Genomic DNA, 20,970 nt, shown 5'->3' on the forward strand with positions numbered 1-20,970 from the left:
ACTATCATACCCTCAATAAACTTGAACAAAAAAGTTTTTACACACATACTCTAGCTAAGAATCAAAGGTGAACGAAAATGATACTTCGAAATACAACAAAAACTAAAATAATTAAAACATCAGTCAACTTTGGAAAAGGAATGTCTTTTCACCTCGATAAATCAGGGCAACCTATTAAGACTGAAAAAGGCATCAGAACTCACTCATATAGGCACGATAAAATAGAACCTAATTTTCCAGTGCTATATCACCCGACTCGCTTCACCGAATGCCAAGAAATGAACTTATTTTTAATGCACCGCTTTGAAGGTCATTTCAGTCTCAAAAAGAATCAAATAGACAATGAGGCTTTTAGTGACGCTTATCATGCCAGCCAACCGGGAAAGCCATTAGATGTTAAGTCTGTTCGCAGTATAGCTAAGCACTTAAAAGCTTTCTTAGATTGGTTGGATAAAGATGATGCATCCTATTTTGAAGTAATAGCTGCACCACTTTCAAAACAATCTGTAGATGATGATATTTCTAGGTTACCTGTGTGGAGATATCACAAACATTTATGTGAAAGAGTCGAAACCAAAGATAAGTCTAAACGCATAAGCTTTAACAGCGCTCAAGAACGAATTAGAGCTGTTAAAGCATTCTATATATGGAGCCATAAGCGCGGAGCTATAGATAGCCTCCCCTTCTCACTTGAATACAAACAGGTACGTATTAAATCGAAAGCTAAATCAGGTGTCAGTTCGTTGTTTCAATTACCTACCAGCAACAATCGTTCTGGGGGCTTATGGAAATGGGTCAGTAATTTGAGCATTCCAAATACATTGAAACAAAAAGAAGACTCACCAGACAAAGGTCTACAACCATATTCTCCAAAAGAACTTAAACAGTTACTGGAGACGAATACAGCTCAAAAAGAGACTTATAAACTTTATTTGCAGTGTGCCTTGTTAGGTGGACTTCGATCTTTTGAAATTTCGGCCATCGACCAGAAAGACCTCTTTAACCCTGATGAAAAAGAAAACGAGAAACGTATTCCAAAATTGAACATTGTACGAAAAGGACATAAGCCAGTGAGATTAACAATAGCGCGAGTTCTAATGAAGCTTTTGTACAATCACACTTTGACAATTCAAAATATGAAGCGACGTACCAAACATGAGACTAATCATGGTATGGACAATAGCGAACATCCGCTTCCTTTGTTTATGAATAGTTCAGGATCGCGGATAAGCGAAGATACACCGGGGAATACTATTTCCATAGTTAGAAAAGAACAAAGGAAGCAGGGATTAGAAATACTATTACGCACATTCCATGACTTACGCGCTACCTTTGCTACTTATGTCGCTAAATACCTAATTGACAAAGGTGAATCAGAAAGTTCCATCCGACAAACACTAATGACTTTGATGAGTCACGAAAGCTTTAAAACAACCAAACGTTACATCGACTTTGCCAAAAGTGTATCAGTGGATGCATACGGAGCGATGTCAGAGTGGGTAAAAGATATCTACGGTGATGTTAACGAATTGCTTATGCGTGAGGCTGAAGATGCTACAGCAAGTTAAAACGCGGAAGTCCAATCGTATTCCTGCTAGATTTAAACCTCATTCAATTGTTCTAGCCGAACAGTTAGACGTTTTATTTAACAGGGCATATGACAAAGAAAGCAATATTAGCACAGGTGACGACACTGCTATTTCAATGAGTCGCTTGCGGAATGCTTGTGTCAGTTTACAGCACATTCTTCCTCTAGCCCTTAATAAGGTTAGTGCAGATACTGCGACATCAATTCAAACTTCGGGATTAAATGCTCTATCAGACTTTGAAATTTGGCAAGAACTGGAATACTTTTGCATTAATGAAATAAATGATGTCAAGCTACCTAGTTATGCTACTCGTATAGAAGAAGCTTTAGAAAACATAGCTAAGTTTCATTTTTATGATAACGCTATCAACGCTCCTTTTAGGCTAGTAAATGGGGCTACTTCAATCGACATAACTAAATTATTCGAACTTGAATTCCATCAAGTAAAAGAGACTCGTAAATTACTAAAAAAATATCTGGACTATCTCGTCCTTCCAGAATTAAGCCTCAAAGATTCTTCTATTAGAGACAACATCCTCAAAACTGCGACTGCTATTATAAATATTTGTCTACATGATACTTTTAAGAATACTGAACGCGTCAAACTGCCATTATTGGCAACATTAAAGGATAGGGAATTCGTTTCATCATTTATATGCAATCACAACTTCCGTACTTTTTTAAAATTTATACTACCCGATGTGTGGGGTAAAGCTAGAGTCAATCAATTTAAAACTGAAGCCGAAGTGATAGGGTATGCACAAAGCATATCATCCAAATTTGGCAATGAAGTTGATGCTTTTTTGAAAAATCAGATAGCAAGCGCTTCGGAAGCTAATACAACAAGAGTTAGATCCTCAACTTTATCATTTCCAAGGTGGTTGAATAGTGCTGGTAGCGTAGCATCACCAATAATTAAGCTGCTTAGTGAGCGTGGAATTCAAGGGTTTGCAGAAAATGGCCTTCAGGGATTTAAATACCTTTATAAGCATTACCAAGAAGAAACTCAAAATAACCAGCAGTTTTTACTGCTACTAAACGCTGCATTGGACCTTTACCACTTTGTTACGGGTGAAAAAATCGCAAAGGAAAGTTTATTACCCTACTCATTGGGCTATTACCTTAAAGAAAGTGACACTACCGAATGGCAGAAGCATGAGTGGGTATATGACAATGCCTATAAATTTTATCAAAACCTAGTCGAATACCATAAAGTTTTTACAAAGCGAATTGATGGCGAGAGCATAGGCATCGTCACTCTCAAAGGTTACATAGGTAGTATGGCTAGAGCATTGAAAGAAAATGCATCATCATTAACAGATGAACAAATGAAGCTTATTGCCAATCATGGGGTTCATGCTTTTGTTGAAAATAACTGTGAGATACTAAAGGCTATAAGAGAGGCAATTCAACTAAAATCAAAACAAGGCGATTTGTCGGTTTTTGTTGGTAATCAATATCAGAGCGCTATCGACAAATTACTATCGTTTTATGGTCTAGATACTATTAAAAGCTTTCCGGTCAACACCGAATTAACTGCACAACATCAAGAGCAACTCTCTCAGAATCAAGATAAGCTCTACTCATATAGAGAAGTAGTAGAATTAGCATATTACATAGAAAAAGGGCTTTCTGAGACCTTACTCACAATTAAAGACAAAGTTACACTTTATGCAGCAAAAGTCATATTGAAAACTGGTTGGAATTCAACTCCTACGCTAGAGCTTGATACTGACGACTTATTTTTCTTTAACACGCCATTACATTCAAGTAAAACTCCTGCTCTTCGTTTATTTAAACGCCGAGCTAATTATCAAACACAATGGCATAAATTTGAAATTAAAGCCGAAGATCTAGAAAAAGAAGGCGTCTTATACGGCGACGTTGTCGAACCAGTAATATTTGATATTAAGGCTGCGACTAAACTTACGTCTATTTACCGCCCTTCTATTGAGAACCTATCAAAAAGAATTTTTGTTTTTCCCAAAGTAAATAGTATTGGAGAAGTAAAGATTCAATTATTAACAGCATCACGTTTCAAGACCACTATAGATAGGATATTGACTGAGCTTGGGTGTGATATCGTATTTAATTCGCAAAAGATCAGAAAATCAGGGCTTAACTACATTTACCGAAAAGTTGCCAAAGAATTTAAGTGGTATCAAAAAGCTGGCAAGCACTCTTATGAAACGTTCTTGCGTCATTATTTAATGCAAGATAACAAAGATGTTGCAATGACAATCAACAGAGCGACAAAAACAATGGCAGACTATTTTGTTCGCGATGTTACCGACAAAGTAATCATTTTGCAGACTCCACCAGAAGACGGTAAAAAAGTCCCGAATGGCACATGCATTAACTCAAAAGATAAATCCGCAGTAGTGGCATTCGAATCACAAAACAGGAAATTATTAGACCAGCGAGATACAAACGAGCATGCATGTGCCGACTTTAACGCATGCTTGTGGTGTCCGTTCTATCGCTGTGTTGCTGACGCATTGCATGTTTGGAAACTTTTGTCATACCGGGATTTTGTTGTTGCTGATATGGAAAACTCAGCCGCAACATTTGACTCTATAACAGAGCAACTGGAAAACATAGAGCAGTTGAAAAATAGGGTTAACGAAATATTAGCTGATATTGCCAAGCTTAATGCTCAAGCTGTGACTGATGGAAAAGAACTATTGAGAACAGAGGGTATTCATCCTCATTGGAAAAACACAGGTTTGCTATGACCAAAGAGATAACTAAAACAAAACTACTTGATATCGCTGTTGTAAAAACACATACAGGTCAAATCACTATAAAACCTTTGGTTCAGGTGTTAGAAGATTTTAAAGTTGATGATACTAGCGCTTTTAATTCGATTGCTTTGTGGGAAAACAGAGCATTGAATATTGCTAAACATGGCACTATTCACTTTGGCGATGACACTTGGATAAGCTATGAAGAAACGCAAAGAAATGTGAATTTTAAAGGTGTTGATGAATTAGCATATCAAATTCGAATTTATTCACTAATTAAACTCACACATGGTGATGTTGTAGGCGGTAAACCTCTAAAAATCTCTACACTTCAAAATGATGTAACGTATCTAAATTTATTTGCAGCCTTCTTAAGACAAAGAGGTTATCACTCATTTCATGAGTTGGAGTTCAAATCTGACTTAGTTATTAGGAATCTCATAAAAGACTATTTATATGAAGTCAGGAAAATAGCTATTTACAGACAATCACACTCATTTACTAAACTATTTGACGTGCAGCGCAGCTTTCGTCTTTTTGGCCCTAAGGTGTGTAGTGTTTTTATTGATGTACTTAACCAACTAAACGAGTTACACCATCCGAGACCAGTCACTTATTCGCACCCTGTCATTCCTACTAAAGTAATGAAAAAAATTCTGAAGTTTGCAGAAAAAATAGTTGAAAACTCTAAGGATAAGATAGAACGATGGCTAGAATTAAATGCACGCTTAATAGATAGTTTAAATGAAGGCTCCGTTGAACCACCGCCCAAAATTAGTACAGGTGAGCTAATAGCAAAACATGTAAGAAACTTACCCGATGAAGTGGAATTCATTCAATTATCCGAAGAATTAGAAGATTTAAAATTAGCCACATACATTAATATCTTGGCCTATACAGGCATGAGATATAACGAAGTACTTACATGCAAGGTTGGCTGTGCCAATTACAAAGATGATATTTATTACATTACGGCAATCATGACCAAAACCGACAACAGTAAGGTTGAGATGGAATGGTTTTCAAACGCTGAAGTACATGAGTGTGTTGGTATTTACGAAAAATATGTGTTCGGTATGCAAGAAAGGGCAAAAGCTGTACTTTCTTCATGCAGAGCCAATATAACAAGTAGTCAAGCACACAACTTGAAAGAAGGGTTAGAAAGAAACCGTCTTTTCGGGGTTTCACATAGTAGCTGTAGTGTTAGTTTTAGCGATGCTGGGCGATTCACAAAATTTGAGGTTAAAAACAGTGAAAACATTGAGCTTTTTGACTTAACTCTAGACGATGATGATATAGCAGAGCTTGAACGCCTTGAATCTAACTACAAAGAAGTTAGAGGAGAGAATAGAGGTGTCCCATACGAAGAAGGCGATACGTTTAGATTAACCGCTCACATGTTTCGACATACGTTGGCCTACTTTGTCATTGCCAATAAATTAGGTGAGCTTGATGATATTAGATATCAATTTAAACATTTAACCAGCCTAATGACGTTTGTTTATACTCGAAGAGCATTTTTGGCCTCAACAACTTTAATTAAAACTACTGAAGAGTTTAATGAGATTTTAATTGACCGTGTTGCAGAAGAGTTAATAGATGAAGCCGAGTCACAATCACTTAAAGGTGGTGCTGGTGAGCAAATTAATAAAACATCTAAAGATCTGATAATAGGTATTACTGATAGTCAAAGTAAAGATTCGACTGTGATTAAGCAGATCCATTTCAGTTCAATTGAAGAACTGAAAAAATTTCTCGTCAAAAATATTAAAAACATACGTGGCTTGCCTACGGGGTACTGCACTGCGGGAGAAGCTTGCAAGATAAAAGGAGCAGGAATCCCTAGTGGCTGTGTGTATTGTGGTAGTAAAATCATTACCAAACGCCACAAGGTCAATTGGCAAGTGATAAAAAAAGATGCGACCCAGAAACTAGAGGCATATGCAGCATCAACCACAGAAGAGCAAGAAGATTACGAGCTATTTGCTATTCACTGGAAAAATAATATAGCAGCAGCTGACTATGTATTAGATGAAGGCAAAGCGCATACAAACCAAGGAGAACAAGCATGAGTAGCGCATATGATGATATAAAACGTGCTTTTGAAGAGATGAAATCTGATGGCAGCAAGATAACCAAAAATGCAGTAGCAACGAGAGCTAAAAGAAATATTGCGAATCTATCTAAAGAAGAAGAAAAATGGGTAAAGTTACGAGAAAGTATTGAAAAAGCTCAATTAACTTGGGAAGAAAAAAATAAAGATAATTTAATAAAACAACTCAGAACAAAGGTAGCCGAACTAAAAAGCAAGCTTGCTAAAGAAAAGCAAAAAAATAATATCGGCACTAAGGAAATCGATAATAAAGATACAAAGTTATTAGTGTTGTTGAGTGAAATGTACGCAGAAATAGATAAGCTCAAACTGATTAATGCCGATTTACAAAATCAACTTCAGCATTCAGGGCAACATACAGAAATAAGAGTGGATACGTCTACTGGTGAAATTATTGAATTAGTTTCAACGAAACAATAGATTAGATGTAGTAGCTCATATCTCAACTTACAGTTTTGTTGATTAGGCTTAGACTTCACCTGACAGGCAGCAAGAGCGAACAAGAGACGGTCAGAGTGATCTGGATATGTGAACTTAATTCTACAAAGAGGACGCTTAGCGACCCCGTTCATGCAATAAAATTGAGTTTAGGCAATCCGCATTAATTGTATAATGATATTTCTGCTTCTAAAGAGTATGTTTATGAGAACCATTGGAAAACTGGCAAAAGATTTAGATATCAATGTTGAAACAATCCGTTTCTATGAGCGCCAAGGTCTGATAGAGCAACCTTTAAAACCAGAGTCTGGTTACAGAATGTATGGCGATGCCCTTACCAGTCAACTCAAATTTATTCTGAAAGCTAAAGCATTAGGGTTTACGCTGAAAGAAATTGAATCGCTTATGTCACTAAGTGACAGTTGCGCTGATATTGAGTCGATGGGGTTGCAAAAACTTAATCTCATTCGTAATAAAATTGCTGATTTACAGCGATTAGAGAAAGTAATTCAAGATATGACAGATTCTTGCAAGGCCAATCAAGACCCTCAATCCTGCCCGGTAATAAATTCACTTAAATAGCTATTGACCCCGTACTTATGTACGGAGTTTATACTACCTTAAAAATTGAGGTAGATAGTTATGATCAATAAAATTCTAGATAAAGTAGGTTCTGGTGGCGTTTGGCTAGCCGCCCTTAGCTGCACAGCATGTTTTCCTGCACTCGGCTCATTGGCATCTGCTCTTGGGTTAGGTTTTCTTTCACATTTTGAAGGGATAGCGGTGAACACCTTATTGCCATTATTTGCTTCACTAGCGTTGTTAGTTAATTTCTATAATTGGTATCAACATCGAGATTCATTGAGAGGCGTTTTAAGTGTCATTGGCCCAATTGCAGTATTGCTGACCCTTTATCCTTTATGGCAATACGACTGGAGCACTTACTTATTTTACTTTGGGATCATTTGGATGGTCGTAATGTCTATTTTAGATATTGTTAAGCCCATTAAGGAACCAGTATGCAAGGTATAGAACTAGAATCTAAAATCACTTGCCCTGAATGTGGATTTAGCAAAGTTGAAACCATGCCTACAAACGCTTGCCAATGGTATTACGAATGCGAAAGCTGTAAAGCACTACTTAAACCGTTAAAAGGTGATTGTTGCGTTTATTGCTCTTATGGAACAGTTAAGTGTCCTCCTATTCAAGAAGGCAATGCATGTTGCTCAGGTAAGTAGCCTAGTATTCGGTGGTTCTGTGTCAACCAAGTAATATCTTAAATGCGATTGCGATTAACACTAAACCACCAAATAGTTCAGCTTTAGATTCCAGCCATACGCCACTTCTTTCGCCGATATTCACACCAATCCAGCTAAAGGCAAACGTCGTGACGCCTATTATCAAGCAAGCTACGGCTATATCTACCTCAAGCAATGTGATTGCATAACCTGCCGCCATTGCATCAATACTGGTGGCAATAGCAAGAACAAATAGCACACGATGAGTAACATTAGCAATATCTTCTTCAATTCCTTCAGATTGGGACTCATAAATCATTTTGCCACCGATAAATACTAGCAAAATAAAAGCTATCCAAGGTGCATAATCTTCAATCCAAGATGATAAACCTTTACCGCTGTAATAGCCTAAAAGAGGCATAAAGCCTTGGAAAAAACCAAAATAAGCAGCGGCTTTAATAAAGAGCTTTTCAGCATTTACTACTTTTTTAGAACCTAAGCCTATGGATACTGCAAACGCGTCCATACTGAGTGCTATAGCTAATACAAATACTTCAAACAAACCGATTAAACCTGAATAAAATTGTTATAAGATTACGTGACGTATAATTAGTTACTTGACTGATGTTAAACACCTAAGATTTACTGACAATTTTTCTATTATCAAAGCCTTATTTTTACACCAAATTTCAGCCAGATATTCAGTAACAGTGCCAACACTTGAAGGAAACAGAATATTCCCCGCCACTTTGGCGAAAGGTCCATCAGTTTCGAGTAGAACTCTATCTTGAGGTATCCACGATATTACTTTTTTAGCTCTGGCTGAAGTTAGCATGGCTGGCCCAATAGAGAAGAAACAGCCTAGCTCGACGGCTTCTAGAACTTGCTTCTTAGTACCTAAAAACCAATGAAGAATAGAAGTACCAGCATTGGGATGTAACTTAAGTTGTTCAAGAACTTCACCAGTCGCGTTAAGACTATGGATAGTTAGTATTTTGTCATCAAAGCCTTCACATTTTTTTAGAATATGCGTGAAAACCTCTAATTGATCATCAAAGTAATCAGCGTAACCTTTTGAGCCATCCAGTCCAATTTCTCCAATATATCTAGTTCTATCAACTAGCTTATCGAATAGTGCTAATTCATTTTTTCTTAGATGAGCAAGTTGAGGGTGAAGCCCCAAGGCCGTCTTACAGTGTTTTATGCCACTTGTTAACTGGACAGTACCTTCAAAAGCTGAAGGCACCGTAGTTACTGATAGCACGTAATAATTACTGCTTTTTATGTCGTTCAATACCTCTTGATGATCTGGATATAAATCAACGTGGCAATGAAGATCCATCATGACGATTTATCCGCTTGGAGAAATAATTCAACCTCTGCCAATCCTCGCTTAATAGTTGATTCTAATTTTTCTCGTATATCTTTTTCTTGTGGTATTGGCCCTGAACTTCGAAGCCAAGAACGATAGTTATCGGATTGTTTCAATCTAATAATGGCAGTTTGAACCGCTTGGAGATCATCGCGAGTATCTTTTTCTTTGATAAGATCTCTCAACCGCTTTGTCTTGTATGGCGCATCTTGTGTAAAACCAGCATGAAAAACTGACGCTCTTCGAATAAGGCAAGGTACACAATGCCCACACTGTTTATGTTCTCTGTGCCAATGACTGCATGAAACACTTAGGGGAACTGCTTTTCTAATTGCGTCTTGATCAACACATTCCGCTAACATTTCACCTTTAGTTTTGAATTGATAGGGGTTTACAAATTTGACATGAAACCCAGTGTCTCTAAGCAAAGATTCAAGCCTGCTTAGAAAATTAGGATGAGTAGTTCTAGTGCTATGGCTACCAATCCGTCTTCTGGTAAGCGGCGGATTTATAGAAATATAGCCATTCTCTGGGACGACAATAGTTTCAATACTGCTATCGCAATTAGCATTTCTTAAGGCTGATATACCAAGTACCGCCATAGCTAGGAAGTTAAAGCTTCTTCCCCTCATACTAATGTCAGTTTTACCTTCTAAGTGCTTAATAATATGGGGAGACATTGAATAGGACAATTCGCCGAATGGCGGGGATAATAATTGCTTAATGTCTTCTTGCTTAGCGCCATCACCACGATAAGCGTGACTAACCAAGAGAGGCTTTAAATCTGATTCTCCGTTCAAAATATCAATTGCACCAACTGCGCTATCAAGACCACCAGAAAAAAGGCAAACAGAGTTGAGTCCAATTAATGATTTTGCTTTTGCTTTCGCTTGCTCACTTGTTTTAGGAGTCGGCATCGGCATAGTTGTTTTTTCAAAAGTAAACAGCCATTGATCGCCTGTAAGAAAGTTGAGCAAAGAACTCAGTTCAGGTTCTACAAAATTCCACATATCCTCATCAGTTACAGGAACATGCAAATGCATTTTTCTAGCCCATGCATTTTCTGCATTATCCCTTAATTCAAATGTATCAGCAGCGGTAACGGCGGTAGCAATTGTTATCAGATCTATTGAATCAGCATCTACATTCAATCCTAAATCACGAACTGTTTGTAGTAGTTGTTTTGACACCAAGCTGTGCTTAGTGATGTCATTTTGATGCGTATGAAACATTTGGACAGGATGACAATCATCAGAAAAGTCAGGCAAGTTAGCAGGGTCATGGTTAAAGTAAAAATTAGTCATTAAAGCTCTCCCATTCATCAACCGTCATAGCAATAGCATCGGCTTGAATTTTAGTAATATTTTCTTTGCTAATAGTACTGGGGTTGCCATTAGTTACTTTGTCTAACTGCTCTTGTGTAATCACTTTTATTAGTTCCCTTAATTCAACTTCCATTTGATGATGCTTGCTTGCTGGCTCAACATGAAACCAAGCTCTGCCCATGCCTTCAACCACATCCTGAAAAATAAGGTCTGTTAAATAACAGCCTATGGCTTCTTGGATAACTTCGTCAGTAAAACTGTTTGGGTCAAATTCTTCTGTATCGGGGAGTGCTTCTTCTAGTGCGTAATCCAACGCAACTCTTACAGCATCCGAATCGGCATTATCAGGCGCTAAATGGCTAGCAATTTTGTCGATTGCTTGATCAGTCGATAGCCCAGTTAGATCACCTAATGATAAGCTTTGATTATTAACCGTTACGGTGTCGCCACGCATGACACCAAGCAATCCAGAACCAGCAGTTATGCCGCTTGATAGTCTCCTGCTTGTGCTTTTACCTCCGCCAGAGCCTTTTCTAGAGTAACTTTTTAATGAACGCCTTAGATCTGAGGTTGAGCCACCTGTTTGCGCATATTTACCAAATGCTCTTCTGGCACTGGCAAACCTATTTGGAGGCGGTGTTGCTGTAGGTGAACCACCGATTTCTTGTTGAACCTTGTCATTGTCAATATCATTGCTATTGTCATTCTGATCATCAGCTTGATTATTATCAGAGCCAGCTTGCTCATCCCCATCAGTACCTGATGCAGGTTCTATTGTGACAGGATCTCCTTGCTCTGCCCAAGATGGAATAAGTGGACTCTTATTATTTGGTCCTGTTGACGATGCGGACGTACCCATATTACTTAGTTCCCTCTAGTTCTTTTAAAATTGGATTAAGCCATCTTTGGCGGGGCAAGCTTTTTAAAAATGTAAGAAGACTTAAGCTACATTTATCATCCTGCTTGGCAAGTAACACAGCCCCATAAATGCCTGTTGGTCTTTCGGTCCAATCACCAATCAACTTAAAGTTTTCAATCAAACCATCCATGACTGACATGTATTCTTCCTTCGGAGTTGTGGTAATCGCAGTAGAGTTAACGCCACTGACCCTTACCTTTTGCTTCATTAATTCTTCTACGAGTTTTTGAGCGGCTCCAGACATTACCGAATTAACAGCCCCCATTGGAATGCTTTCTCTGCTCAGATATGCCGCTGGTGTCAAATCCATTTCAGTGAACATGGGAGGTAATTTCGACCATTTATCAATAAAAGCTAGGTCGAGTTTCCACTCTTCAGGTAAATTAATTTCGTCAAATTCGACTTCTGAATTTTCAAGATCCGCTAATACTTTTGGATATCCGTTTTCCTTATCAATTAATTCATAAAGCTTGTTGGTAGCCTGAGTGCCTAAGCACCTCTCAAAAATTACCAGCTTAGTGATAGTTTTTTCATCAAGCTGCATTCCTCTGCGATGAGCGGTTTTCTTTCTCATCTTAACCTGATTGAGTAATCGCTTAACTATGCGAGGGTTGCCGTTAATGTTTGTGGATTCAGCTAATAGTGGAGCTAACTGTTCAGCAACCACAAATTTACTTCTGAGTTCGGAATGCTTTTCAATCTCGTGATCTTGAAGTAGCTCGTCAACGGTAATTTGTGGTTGTTTCCACGACAGCCTTAATGACTCTTCAAGGGCACATCTTATCGTTTCTAATTGCGCATCGGTAACGCCGTGATCTTGAGCAGTAAGCATCATTAAATATGCCCTTATCTCCAGAACGCCGGGTCTTGGTACATGCACAGGAATTTGAATAAGCTTGTCTAAATAATCAGTTTGATGTCGTTGAGATGCACCTTTGTGATACTCAGGCACTGCCAAGCGGATCATGTCCTCATCGGCGGCAATAACAAATGCAGTATTGGGTAAAAATAGAAATAACCTGATCGCCTCAAGGGTCGAAATAGCATTAAATGGAGAGCAGCGATCTAAATTATCGACATAGACAATAAGTGGCTTATCAAACTCCTTTAACAGATCAGAATATGCTTTTCGGAATTCTTTAATTTCTTTAGGAGGTGAAAATGATTTATTATCTTTGATCAAACCTTTGTTTTTCTTCGCGACATCCTTAGCGCCATCGACAGCACCTTTTACATCATCAACATCCAGTTCACCATCGTCACCACCACTGAATAGTCCCATGATCTTCTGTATACCACCCATAGTTGGTATACCAGCTAATGCTGCACCACCATCCATTAGCAATCCCATCAGTCTGATCTTATCTATTCGTCCAGCAAACTCTTTTGCTTTTGCACTGAGATTTTTATCGTCTGCTGCTTTTTTAACTAAAGTAGATGCAATTGTTTCTAGTAACGCCGCTTTAGCGTCATCATACCCTTGGAAAGTCCATGCATCGAAATGTACTTGGATATATTCTTGTTCATCACTTTCCAGAGAAGCCTTAGTAAGTTCAAGAATCGTCGATTTTCCAGCGCCCCAATCACCAAAAACGCCTATACTAATAGGCATTAACTCCTTTTCTGTTATAAGATCTTTTATTGACTCAGCCGTTTCATTAAAATTTAAGAAATCAATTTTTGATTCTTTATCAGACCACATAACGTCTCCTTTTATTTATTATTTCTTTTGTTCCATTCTTTCAATAATTCGGTGAACCGTGGGGCGGCTAACAGAATATTTCTTCGCTAATGCAGAGATCGATTCACCATTTAATTTATCTTTATATAATTCTTTCGCTTGTTTGTCTGATAAAGCAGGCAATCTGCCCATGTGTTTGCCTTTAGCTTTAGCCTCTTCACGACCTTCTGTGGTTCTGGCTTTTATAAGATCCCGCTCAAGTTGAGCGAATATGTGGCTACGCATAATGTTTGAGATTATTTCTCATCAAGCCAGATTGGGTGAGTACTAGGAAATCTTCGTCAGATTTGAGCCTGAAGCAGTCGTAAACGATGGTACAAAATTACTTCAGCTAAAATTCACTTTGATACGAAACCGGACATTAGGCTTAGCGTATCTCATGACAAGTGTTCCAACAATATAGTCGTTGCTCTTACTTTTAAATTTAAATCTTGTTTTAGATCCTCTGTACAATTAGTAACACACCAACGCGACTTTAATGTGGAATTAGGATCATCGGTTAATTTATTCTATCTAGATAGCTCTTCTATTTTTTATCTTTGATAAACATCGGTATAAAACGGGCAGTCCAAATAATGTTAGCAGTGTTTGCTGTCACTACCCCCCAACAATTATTTTCTTGGAATAGCTATTTGAGTTACTTCCCAATCTTTTCAAATTAAATAACTTTTTATTTGACTCTATAGCCACTATAGATTTTATACTTATTTTAATATTGTTTCGGAATGTTAAATATGTCAGAAAAATGTAGTGGTCAGTGTCAATCATCTCCTACCAACGAAGACGTAAAAATTGATACACAATTAGATAACTATAGTGGCGCGTTTGTCAGTACATATAAAGTGCCTCAAATGGACTGTCCTTCAGAAGAGAGATTGATCAGATTAGCACTTGACTCAATTCAGCCTTCAGTTGGATTGCAGTTTGATATTCCTAATCGCTTAGTCAAAGTTTTTCATGATGAAAATTTAGATGAGATAACAAAAAAGTTACAACAACTTAAACTCGGTGCAGAGTTAGAGTCAACTAAACAAAGTTGCAGTACAGAAGCTGCAAAAGCAAAAGACTTAGCCCAAAAAAATGAGATGAAAGAAGCATCAACCCTAAAATGGTTGTTAGCCATTAATGGAGTCATGTTTTTTATAGAAGTAATTGCTGGGATTATTGCACAGTCTGCTGGCCTAATTGCAGACTCATTAGATATGTTTGCTGATGCTGCTGTGTATGGTTTAGCTATTTATGCCGTAGGTAAAAGTATTAGCATGAAACTTAGAGCAGCACATATATCTGGTGTGCTTCAAGTTATTCTAGCGCTAGGTGCTTTGAGCGAAGTCGTAAGACGCTTTGTTTACGGTAGTGAACCGATCTCTTCTTTAATGATGATATTTGGTGGAATAGCACTAATCGCTAACGTTGCTTGTCTGTTTTTGATATTTGGCAACAAAGAAGACGGCGCTCATATGAAAGCGAGTTGGATTTTTTCCGCAAATGACGTTATCGCAAACGTTGGTGTAATTTTAGCTGGCTTATTAGTTACAGCAACAAGCAGTCGTTATCCAGATTTAGTGATTGGTTTGATAATTGCTCTTGTCGTTTTAAACGGTGCTCGCCGCATCTTACAGCTAAAGTATTAAGCAGAGAAATGAAAATAATGCACTCATCGTATATCAAATCAAATATATCATACGTGATAATGATTTTAATCGCGGTGCAGTCTGTGTTTTTTTCGCTAGAAGAGCTTGAAATAAACTTAAGTGAAAGTTCTTTTAGTTCATCACTAACTAAGTCTATTACCCCGCTAAAAGCTCCAGAAGACTCCAATATGCTTGAGGTGAATAATAGCAACTCTTCAATTGATAATTGTAATTTTTGTTGCTGTTGTCACTTATTTTTAAATGCTGATTCTTCCTGTAACATTTTCCAAGCAATAGAATATTTCCTTACCTACGCCTTAGTTTCTCCTGAGCTAAAAGGCTATATCTCGGTGCCATTCCGCCCACCTAAATACGCCTAAATTTTATAGAAAATTATGAAAGGTCAAATGTTAATGACCGAAAAAAACATATAAATTTATAGGAAAGTATACATGGCACTTAATACCTGTGTGCATCGCAAGATAGCAATTTTGAGGTGTGTAACACCTCGGCTTAAATATATCGCGTTTCTCGCGTTGTCACTTTTTACATTTAATGTTTATGCCTTTGAAAAGCAGTTAAATCTTCAAGAGGCAATTCAGTGGACGCTTAAACAAAATCCTGAACTCAAAATATTTGATTTCAAACAAACCGCATTAACAGGACAAGAACAAACAGCAAGTTTAAATCCTGCTTATGAACTAGAAGTTGAAGCTGAGAACTTTGCAGGCTCAGGTGAATTTAATGCATTCGACAGTGCTGAATTAACAGTCGCTCTATCTTCGGTTATCGAAATGGGAGATAAACGCTCAGCGCGGATTGGACTTGTTTCAAAATCAAGAGCACTACTCAATGCTGAGAAAGAAGTCTCTGCGCTTAATTTAATGGCTCAAGTCACTGAGAAGTACGTGGAAGTACTTGCAGCCCAACAAAGAGTTATATTGGCAGAAAATGCTTTGAGCTTAGCACAAGAAACGTTAGAGATTGTATCTCAGCGTAACCGCGCAGGTGCTACTCCTGAGGCTGAAGTGAAACGCTCAAAAGCAGTTATTGCTCAGGCTAACCTCACCCTTCAATCTGAACAAAAGCGCTTGGAATATTTGAAGCTCTCATTAGCAGCCTACTGGGGGGAAAACTCTGTAACCTTCTCTGAAGTACAAGGGGATCTTTTTCAGTTTGGCAATGATAGTGACTTTAACAGCCTTTTTGCGAAGTTAGAGAAGAACCCTGCTATTCAAATCTATGCAAGTGAACAGCGACTAAAAGAGGCTGAAATACAGTTAGCTAAAACAGAGTCAACGGCCAATATCAAATGGTCTGTTGGTGTTAGGCGCTCTCAAGAAGCCAATGATACGGCACTGGTCGCTGGCTTTAGCTTACCTTTGTTTGCTGAAAAGCGAAATTCTGGTGCAATCGCTAGTGCGCTAGCAGAGCGTGACCAAGTTGCCATAGAGAAAGAGGCGACTAAGTTGAGGTTTAGAAATCACTTACTACGAGCATACTCCAATAGAAAACAAGCCATATTAACAGCTAATTCATTAAAGCAGTCGGTTATCCCAATGCTTGAAGATGCACTGGAAGATACTCAAGACGCCTATCAAAAAGGTCGATATGGATATCTTGATTATGTATCGGCTAGACAAGAGCTGTTAAATGCTCGGCGAACCCTCATTGATGCGGCATCTGCTGCCCTAATTTATGGCGCAGAGATAGAAAAACTAACAAACGAAGCGCTGTCACTCTAAAAAAAGCATCACTTTAAGCTTAATAACAATTTATTGATTCAGTTATTAACTGAATCGTTTAGGAATTAAAAATGAAAAACTATTTACTCGCACTATTGATTTTTATTGGGTATTTGTCACCCATTCAAAGTGTTTTCGCTAGTGAAGATGAACATGAAGGCGAAGAAGGCATAAGCAAAATCGACAATAACATGGCAAAAAAGGTTGGTGTTGAAACAGCCTATTTAGCTTCAAAAACGTTGAACCAAACTATCCCTGTATACGGCTCTACGACGATAGGCGCTGAACAATTATTTCAAGTTGGCGCTAGATATAACGGCGTTATAAAGACAATAAACTCCACTGTTGGTGATACGGTAAAAAAAGGCGATCTATTAGCCGTTATTGAATCTAATGAGAGCTTAAATACTTATAAAATAACATCGCCTGTTTCTGGGACTGTTTTACAGCGAAATGGAAATATTGGCGGTATCACGCAAAACACTAGCTTGTTTGAAATCGTCAATTTTGACACCTTGTGGGCTGAATTTAAGGTGTTTACCAGCCAATATAATCAAATTAAAGTCGGTCAACCTGTTGATATTGAGCATGGTGAACAGGCATTCAACTCAACCATCACCAATATAATTCCAGCTAAAGATCAGTCTTATGTTTTAGCACGTGTACGTTTAAACAACACTGAGTTAAAGCTAACGTCAGGTCAATTATTAAAAGGCAACGTCAAAATAAATCAATTCAAGGTGGATTTAGCCGTTGAGAAAGTTGCTATCCAAGAACTGGGGGGACAATTAGGTGTATTTGTTAAAGAAGATGAAGAGTACGAATTTGCACCGCTTGTATTAGGACGTTCAGATAAGAACTATATCGAGGTTATTGGTGGCCTCAGTAAAGACACTGAATATGTAAACAAAAACAGTTATCTGATAAAAGCAGATATATTGAAATCTGAAGTAGAAGACGACGATTAGGAGACGCAATATGATTGAATCAATTTTGCGTCTTGCAATAAATAGGCGCTACTTAGTATTAAGCTTGCTGATGGTAATCATCGGCGTTGGTATGTGGAGTTATCAAAAACTTCCCATTGATGCTGTTCCAGATATAACAAACGTGCAGGTACAAATAAACACTTCTGCCCCCGGTTATTCACCTTTGGAAGCGGAACAAAGGGTGACCTTTCCTGTAGAAACAGCCTTAGCCGGATTGCCAAAGCTGTCTCACACCCGCTCCCTGTCAAGATATGGATTATCTCAAGTAACCGTTATCTTTGAAGAGGGAACCGATATTTATTTTGCTCGCAACTTAATCAATGCAAGATTAGCTGCGATAAAAGGCGTTATTCCCTCTGGCTTAGAGCCAGAAATGGGTCCTATTTCGACAGGGCTTGGCGAAATATTTATGTATACCGTACAAGCTTCTCCTGATGCTAAAATGCCTAATGGAGAGCCTTATACCGCTATTGCCTTAAGAGAAATACAAGACTGGATCATTAAACCGCAATTGGCTCAAGTTAAAGGCGTCATTGAGGTCAACAGTATCGGCGGCTACAACAAGCAATATCACATAACACCGAAACCTGAAAAATTACTTTTTTATCGTGTGAGCTTTGAAGAAATATCTGATGCATTACGTAAAAATAATGATAACCGTGGCGCGGGTTATATCGAGCAAAACGGACAGCAAGTTTTAGTACGCTCCATTGGGCAACTAGCGACAATAGATGAGATCCTCAATGTCATCATCAAAAAGAACGATGGTATTCCTGTAAAAATAAGTGATGTTGCCAATGTTGCTATAGGCAAAGAACTTAGAACAGGGGCTGCTACTCGTAATGGCATTGAGACAGTGCTTGGTACAACCATGATGCTGATTGGTGAGAATTCTCGCACCGTTGCTTTAGAAGTGGAACATAAGCTCAGCGAAATACAAAAATCTCTGCCAAAGGGCATTACCGCAGAGCCTGTTTACGACAGAACAACGTTAGTAGATAAAGCGATTGCAACCGTTACCAAAAACCTCGTTGAAGGTGCGCTTTTAGTTATTGTTGTGTTATTTATTCTACTTGGAAATTTACGTGCAGCTCTCATTACCGCTGCTGTTATCCCTATTTCCATGTTAATGACAATCACAGGTATGGTGCAAGCAGGAGTATCTGCCAATTTAATGAGTCTCGGCGCATTGGACTTTGGCTTGATAGTGGACGGGGCTGTCATCATCGTTGAAAACTCTGTCCGTAGGTTAGCACAGGCCCAACACAACGGTCATAGGCAAGACTTAAGAGAACGCCTAAATACCGTTTTTGAAGCCACTTCAGAAGTGATACGTCCAAGCTTGTTTGGTGTGGCAATTATCACTGTTGTTTACATCCCCATTTTCACGCTAACTGGCGTTGAAGGGAAAATGTTCCACCCTATGGCGGCAACTGTCGTTATGGCGTTAATTTCCGCAATGATCCTTTCAGTTACACTGGTTCCTGCTGCTGTAGCTGTTTTTATGAAAGGTAAAATCAGCGAAAAAGAAAGTGTTGTTATTCGTTCAACCAAGTCTATTTATGAACCATTGCTAAAAATGGCGTTGAAATTTCGTTGGGTTATCGTTTCATTTTCGACGCTCTTAATGGGGTATAGCCTTTGGTTAGCAACAACGCTGGGTAGTGAATTTGTTCCACAGCTAAATGAAGGGGATATAACAGTCCAAGCGCTAAGAATACCTTCTACCGGCCTAGAGCAATCAGTAGAAATGCAAGAAGTACTTGAGCAACGTATTAAAGCGTTTCCTGAAGTTGATAAAGTATTCTCGCGCATCGGCACACCAGAAGTAGCAACTGATCCAATGCCACCGAGTATTGCTGATATCTTTGTTATTTTAAAACCACGTAAAGAATGGGCCGAACCTTCAAAGCCAAAGAGTGAATTAGTTGAAGAAATGGAAGAAGTACTGAAAAACATTCCGGGCAACAACTATGAATTCACTCAGCCTATTCAAATGCGTTTCAATGAATTGATTTCTGGCGTTAGAGCTGATGTGGGCATCAAAGTATTTGGCGATGACTTAGATCGATTATTACTTACCGCAAAAGATATTCTAAATATTGTGAAAACCGTGGACGGTGCTGCTGATGCCCGAATGGAACAGGTCACAGGTGTTCCATCTTTATCAGTAATTCCTAAACGAGAAGCGCTTGGTCGATACGGTTTGAGCGTTTCAGAACTGCAAGACTGGGTTGCTACTGCAATTGGTGGAGAATCTGCGGGGATCATTTATGAAGGTGACAGACGATTTGAGTTAGTTGTTCGCCTACCAGAGCAAACAAGAACAGATATCAATGGCTTGAAGCACCTGCCGCTTCCACTTGAGGGTGGTAACTATGTGCCACTTGAAGAAGTTGCAGAGCTTAAATCAGAGTCTTTACCTGCTCAAATTAGCCGTGAGAACGGAAAAAGAAGAGTTGTGGTTACCGTCAATGTTCGTGGCAGAGATTTAGGCGGCTTTGTAAAAGAAGTGAAAGCTAAAATTAATCAGGAAGGAGAAATCCCAGCAGGATACTGGCTTGATTATGGTGGAACGTTTGAACAACTAGAGTCAGCGAGTAAAAGATTAAGCTTAGTTGTACCGATCACATTAGTTGTAATCTTAGGTATTTTGGTTATCGCATTTGGTTCATTAAAAGATGCATTAATCATTTTCAGTGGCGTGCCTTTAGCATTAACTGGGGGCGTATTTTCACTTTATTTAAGAGACATGCCCTTATCAATTTCGGCAGGTGTCGGCTTCATAGCATTGTCAGGTGTCGCCGTATTAAATGGCTTGGTTATGTTGGCTTTTATTCGAGATCTTTGGCATGAAAAAGGCGACCTTTACGTAGCGATCATTGAAGGTGCCATCATTCGTTTAAGACCTATTTTAATGACGGCACTGGTTGCTAGTTTAGGTTTTATTCCAATGGCGCTAAACACTGGAATTGGTGCAGAAGTACAACGACCACTAGCAACAGTCGTTATCGGCGGTATTGTATCTTCTACCATTTTAACTTTGTTTGTATTACCTGTTTTATATCAATGGGCGCATGGCTCTGAGAGTAACAAACAGTAATCTGACGAAATTTAAAGCCCA

General features: G+C 38.5%; 17 protein-coding genes. 11 read left to right on the forward strand and 6 right to left on the reverse strand.

Annotation, left to right across the window (positions count from 1 at the left end):
• Positions 1 to 77 precede the first annotated feature (77 nt).
• The 7 genes from GQR47_RS12185 (at position 78) to GQR47_RS12215 (ending at position 8,121) form a co-directional block, all read left to right on the forward strand.
• Positions 78 to 1,568: a site-specific integrase gene (locus GQR47_RS12185; protein WP_008113382.1), complete on the forward strand. Its 1,491-nt coding sequence runs from the start codon at positions 78 to 80 to the stop codon at positions 1,566 to 1,568.
• Positions 1,552 to 4,323, forward strand: a complete 2,772-nt coding sequence (locus GQR47_RS12190) for a hypothetical protein (protein WP_013465872.1) — start codon at positions 1,552 to 1,554, stop codon at positions 4,321 to 4,323. The genes GQR47_RS12185 and GQR47_RS12190 overlap by 17 nt, the downstream gene beginning before the upstream one ends.
• Positions 4,320 to 6,404, forward strand: a complete 2,085-nt coding sequence (locus GQR47_RS12195) for a hypothetical protein (protein WP_008113384.1) — start codon at positions 4,320 to 4,322, stop codon at positions 6,402 to 6,404. Before GQR47_RS12190 ends, GQR47_RS12195 begins: the two co-directional genes overlap by 4 nt.
• A complete protein-coding gene (locus GQR47_RS12200) occupies positions 6,401 to 6,865 on the forward strand; it encodes a hypothetical protein (RefSeq protein ID WP_008113385.1) in 465 nt (154 codons plus the stop codon). Before GQR47_RS12195 ends, GQR47_RS12200 begins: the two co-directional genes overlap by 4 nt.
• Positions 6,866 to 7,087: 222 nt before the next feature.
• A complete protein-coding gene (locus GQR47_RS12205) occupies positions 7,088 to 7,465 on the forward strand; it encodes a MerR family transcriptional regulator (protein ID WP_008464133.1) in 378 nt (125 codons plus the stop codon).
• 60 nt (positions 7,466 to 7,525) lie between these two features.
• The gene (gene merC, locus GQR47_RS12210; RefSeq protein ID WP_008109712.1) at positions 7,526 to 7,915 is read left to right on the forward strand and encodes an organomercurial transporter MerC; all 390 of its coding nucleotides are present in this window, start codon (positions 7,526 to 7,528) and stop codon (positions 7,913 to 7,915) included.
• On the forward strand, positions 7,903 to 8,121 hold the full coding sequence (locus GQR47_RS12215; RefSeq protein WP_008109710.1) for a GDCCVxC domain-containing (seleno)protein: 219 nt from the start codon (positions 7,903 to 7,905) through the stop codon (positions 8,119 to 8,121). Before merC ends, GQR47_RS12215 begins: the two co-directional genes overlap by 13 nt.
• A 22-nt stretch (positions 8,122 to 8,143) precedes the next feature.
• On the opposite strand, the gene GQR47_RS12220 is transcribed toward GQR47_RS12215, so the two are convergent.
• From GQR47_RS12220 to GQR47_RS20500, 6 genes are read right to left on the reverse strand one after another with little or no spacing between them, the layout of a single operon-like run.
• Entirely contained in the window at positions 8,144 to 8,683 is a 540-nt protein-coding gene (locus tag GQR47_RS12220) for a manganese efflux pump MntP family protein (protein WP_008109708.1), read from the reverse strand.
• 51 nt (positions 8,684 to 8,734) lie between these two features.
• Positions 8,735 to 9,466: a Qat anti-phage system TatD family nuclease QatD gene (qatD, locus tag GQR47_RS12225; RefSeq protein WP_008109706.1), complete on the reverse strand. Its 732-nt coding sequence runs from the start codon at positions 9,464 to 9,466 to the stop codon at positions 8,735 to 8,737.
• Complete coding sequence (gene qatC, locus GQR47_RS12230) at positions 9,463 to 10,797, reverse strand: Qat anti-phage system QueC-like protein QatC (protein ID WP_008109704.1); 1,335 nt, start codon at positions 10,795 to 10,797, stop codon at positions 9,463 to 9,465. The genes qatD and qatC overlap by 4 nt, the downstream gene beginning before the upstream one ends.
• On the reverse strand, positions 10,790 to 11,677 hold the full coding sequence (locus GQR47_RS12235; RefSeq protein ID WP_008109702.1) for a hypothetical protein: 888 nt from the start codon (positions 11,675 to 11,677) through the stop codon (positions 10,790 to 10,792). Before GQR47_RS12235 ends, qatC begins: the two co-directional genes overlap by 8 nt.
• A gap of 1 nt (position 11,678) precedes the next feature.
• The gene (locus tag GQR47_RS12240) at positions 11,679 to 13,439 is read right to left on the reverse strand and encodes a P-loop NTPase fold protein (protein WP_024596196.1); all 1,761 of its coding nucleotides are present in this window, start codon (positions 13,437 to 13,439) and stop codon (positions 11,679 to 11,681) included.
• A gap of 18 nt (positions 13,440 to 13,457) precedes the next feature.
• Positions 13,458 to 13,703: a helix-turn-helix domain-containing protein gene (locus tag GQR47_RS20500; RefSeq protein WP_016899212.1), complete on the reverse strand. Its 246-nt coding sequence runs from the start codon at positions 13,701 to 13,703 to the stop codon at positions 13,458 to 13,460.
• A gap of 509 nt (positions 13,704 to 14,212) precedes the next feature.
• Here GQR47_RS20500 and GQR47_RS12250 point away from each other — a divergent pair.
• From GQR47_RS12250 to GQR47_RS12270, 4 genes are all read left to right on the forward strand, one after another.
• A complete protein-coding gene (locus GQR47_RS12250) occupies positions 14,213 to 15,112 on the forward strand; it encodes a cation diffusion facilitator family transporter (protein WP_013465880.1) in 900 nt (299 codons plus the stop codon).
• Between the two features lie 452 nt (positions 15,113 to 15,564).
• Complete coding sequence (locus tag GQR47_RS12260; protein WP_013465882.1) at positions 15,565 to 16,857, forward strand: TolC family protein; 1,293 nt, start codon at positions 15,565 to 15,567, stop codon at positions 16,855 to 16,857.
• 71 nt (positions 16,858 to 16,928) lie between these two features.
• A complete protein-coding gene (locus GQR47_RS12265) occupies positions 16,929 to 17,825 on the forward strand; it encodes an HlyD family efflux transporter periplasmic adaptor subunit (RefSeq protein ID WP_058155246.1) in 897 nt (298 codons plus the stop codon).
• A gap of 10 nt (positions 17,826 to 17,835) precedes the next feature.
• Entirely contained in the window at positions 17,836 to 20,949 is a 3,114-nt protein-coding gene (locus GQR47_RS12270) for a CusA/CzcA family heavy metal efflux RND transporter (RefSeq protein ID WP_058155247.1), read from the forward strand.
• Positions 20,950 to 20,970: the final 21 nt, after the last annotated feature.

It is taken from the genome of Pseudoalteromonas sp. Z1A2 (genome assembly GCF_011378755.1).
GTDB lineage: Bacteria > Pseudomonadota > Gammaproteobacteria > Enterobacterales > Alteromonadaceae > Pseudoalteromonas > Pseudoalteromonas distincta.

Coding starts and splice junctions, on each gene's coding strand:
- GQR47_RS20500 (WP_016899212.1), bottom strand. CDS start 13,703: ATGCGTAGCCACATATTCGCTCAACTTGAGCGGGATCTTATAAAAGCC.
- GQR47_RS12265 (WP_058155246.1), top strand. CDS start 16,929: ATGAAAAACTATTTACTCGCACTATTGATTTTTATTGGGTATTTGTCA.
- GQR47_RS12205 (WP_008464133.1), top strand. CDS start 7,088: ATGAGAACCATTGGAAAACTGGCAAAAGATTTAGATATCAATGTTGAA.
- GQR47_RS12185 (WP_008113382.1), top strand. CDS start 78: ATGATACTTCGAAATACAACAAAAACTAAAATAATTAAAACATCAGTC.
- GQR47_RS12260 (WP_013465882.1), top strand. CDS start 15,565: ATGGCACTTAATACCTGTGTGCATCGCAAGATAGCAATTTTGAGGTGT.
- GQR47_RS12190 (WP_013465872.1), top strand. CDS start 1,552: ATGCTACAGCAAGTTAAAACGCGGAAGTCCAATCGTATTCCTGCTAGA.
- qatC (WP_008109704.1), bottom strand. CDS start 10,797: ATGACTAATTTTTACTTTAACCATGACCCTGCTAACTTGCCTGACTTT.
- GQR47_RS12235 (WP_008109702.1), bottom strand. CDS start 11,677: ATGGGTACGTCCGCATCGTCAACAGGACCAAATAATAAGAGTCCACTT.
- GQR47_RS12200 (WP_008113385.1), top strand. CDS start 6,401: ATGAGTAGCGCATATGATGATATAAAACGTGCTTTTGAAGAGATGAAA.
- qatD (WP_008109706.1), bottom strand. CDS start 9,466: ATGATGGATCTTCATTGCCACGTTGATTTATATCCAGATCATCAAGAG.
- GQR47_RS12270 (WP_058155247.1), top strand. CDS start 17,836: ATGATTGAATCAATTTTGCGTCTTGCAATAAATAGGCGCTACTTAGTA.
- merC (WP_008109712.1), top strand. CDS start 7,526: ATGATCAATAAAATTCTAGATAAAGTAGGTTCTGGTGGCGTTTGGCTA.
- GQR47_RS12240 (WP_024596196.1), bottom strand. CDS start 13,439: ATGTGGTCTGATAAAGAATCAAAAATTGATTTCTTAAATTTTAATGAA.
- GQR47_RS12250 (WP_013465880.1), top strand. CDS start 14,213: ATGTCAGAAAAATGTAGTGGTCAGTGTCAATCATCTCCTACCAACGAA.
- GQR47_RS12195 (WP_008113384.1), top strand. CDS start 4,320: ATGACCAAAGAGATAACTAAAACAAAACTACTTGATATCGCTGTTGTA.
- GQR47_RS12215 (WP_008109710.1), top strand. CDS start 7,903: ATGCAAGGTATAGAACTAGAATCTAAAATCACTTGCCCTGAATGTGGA.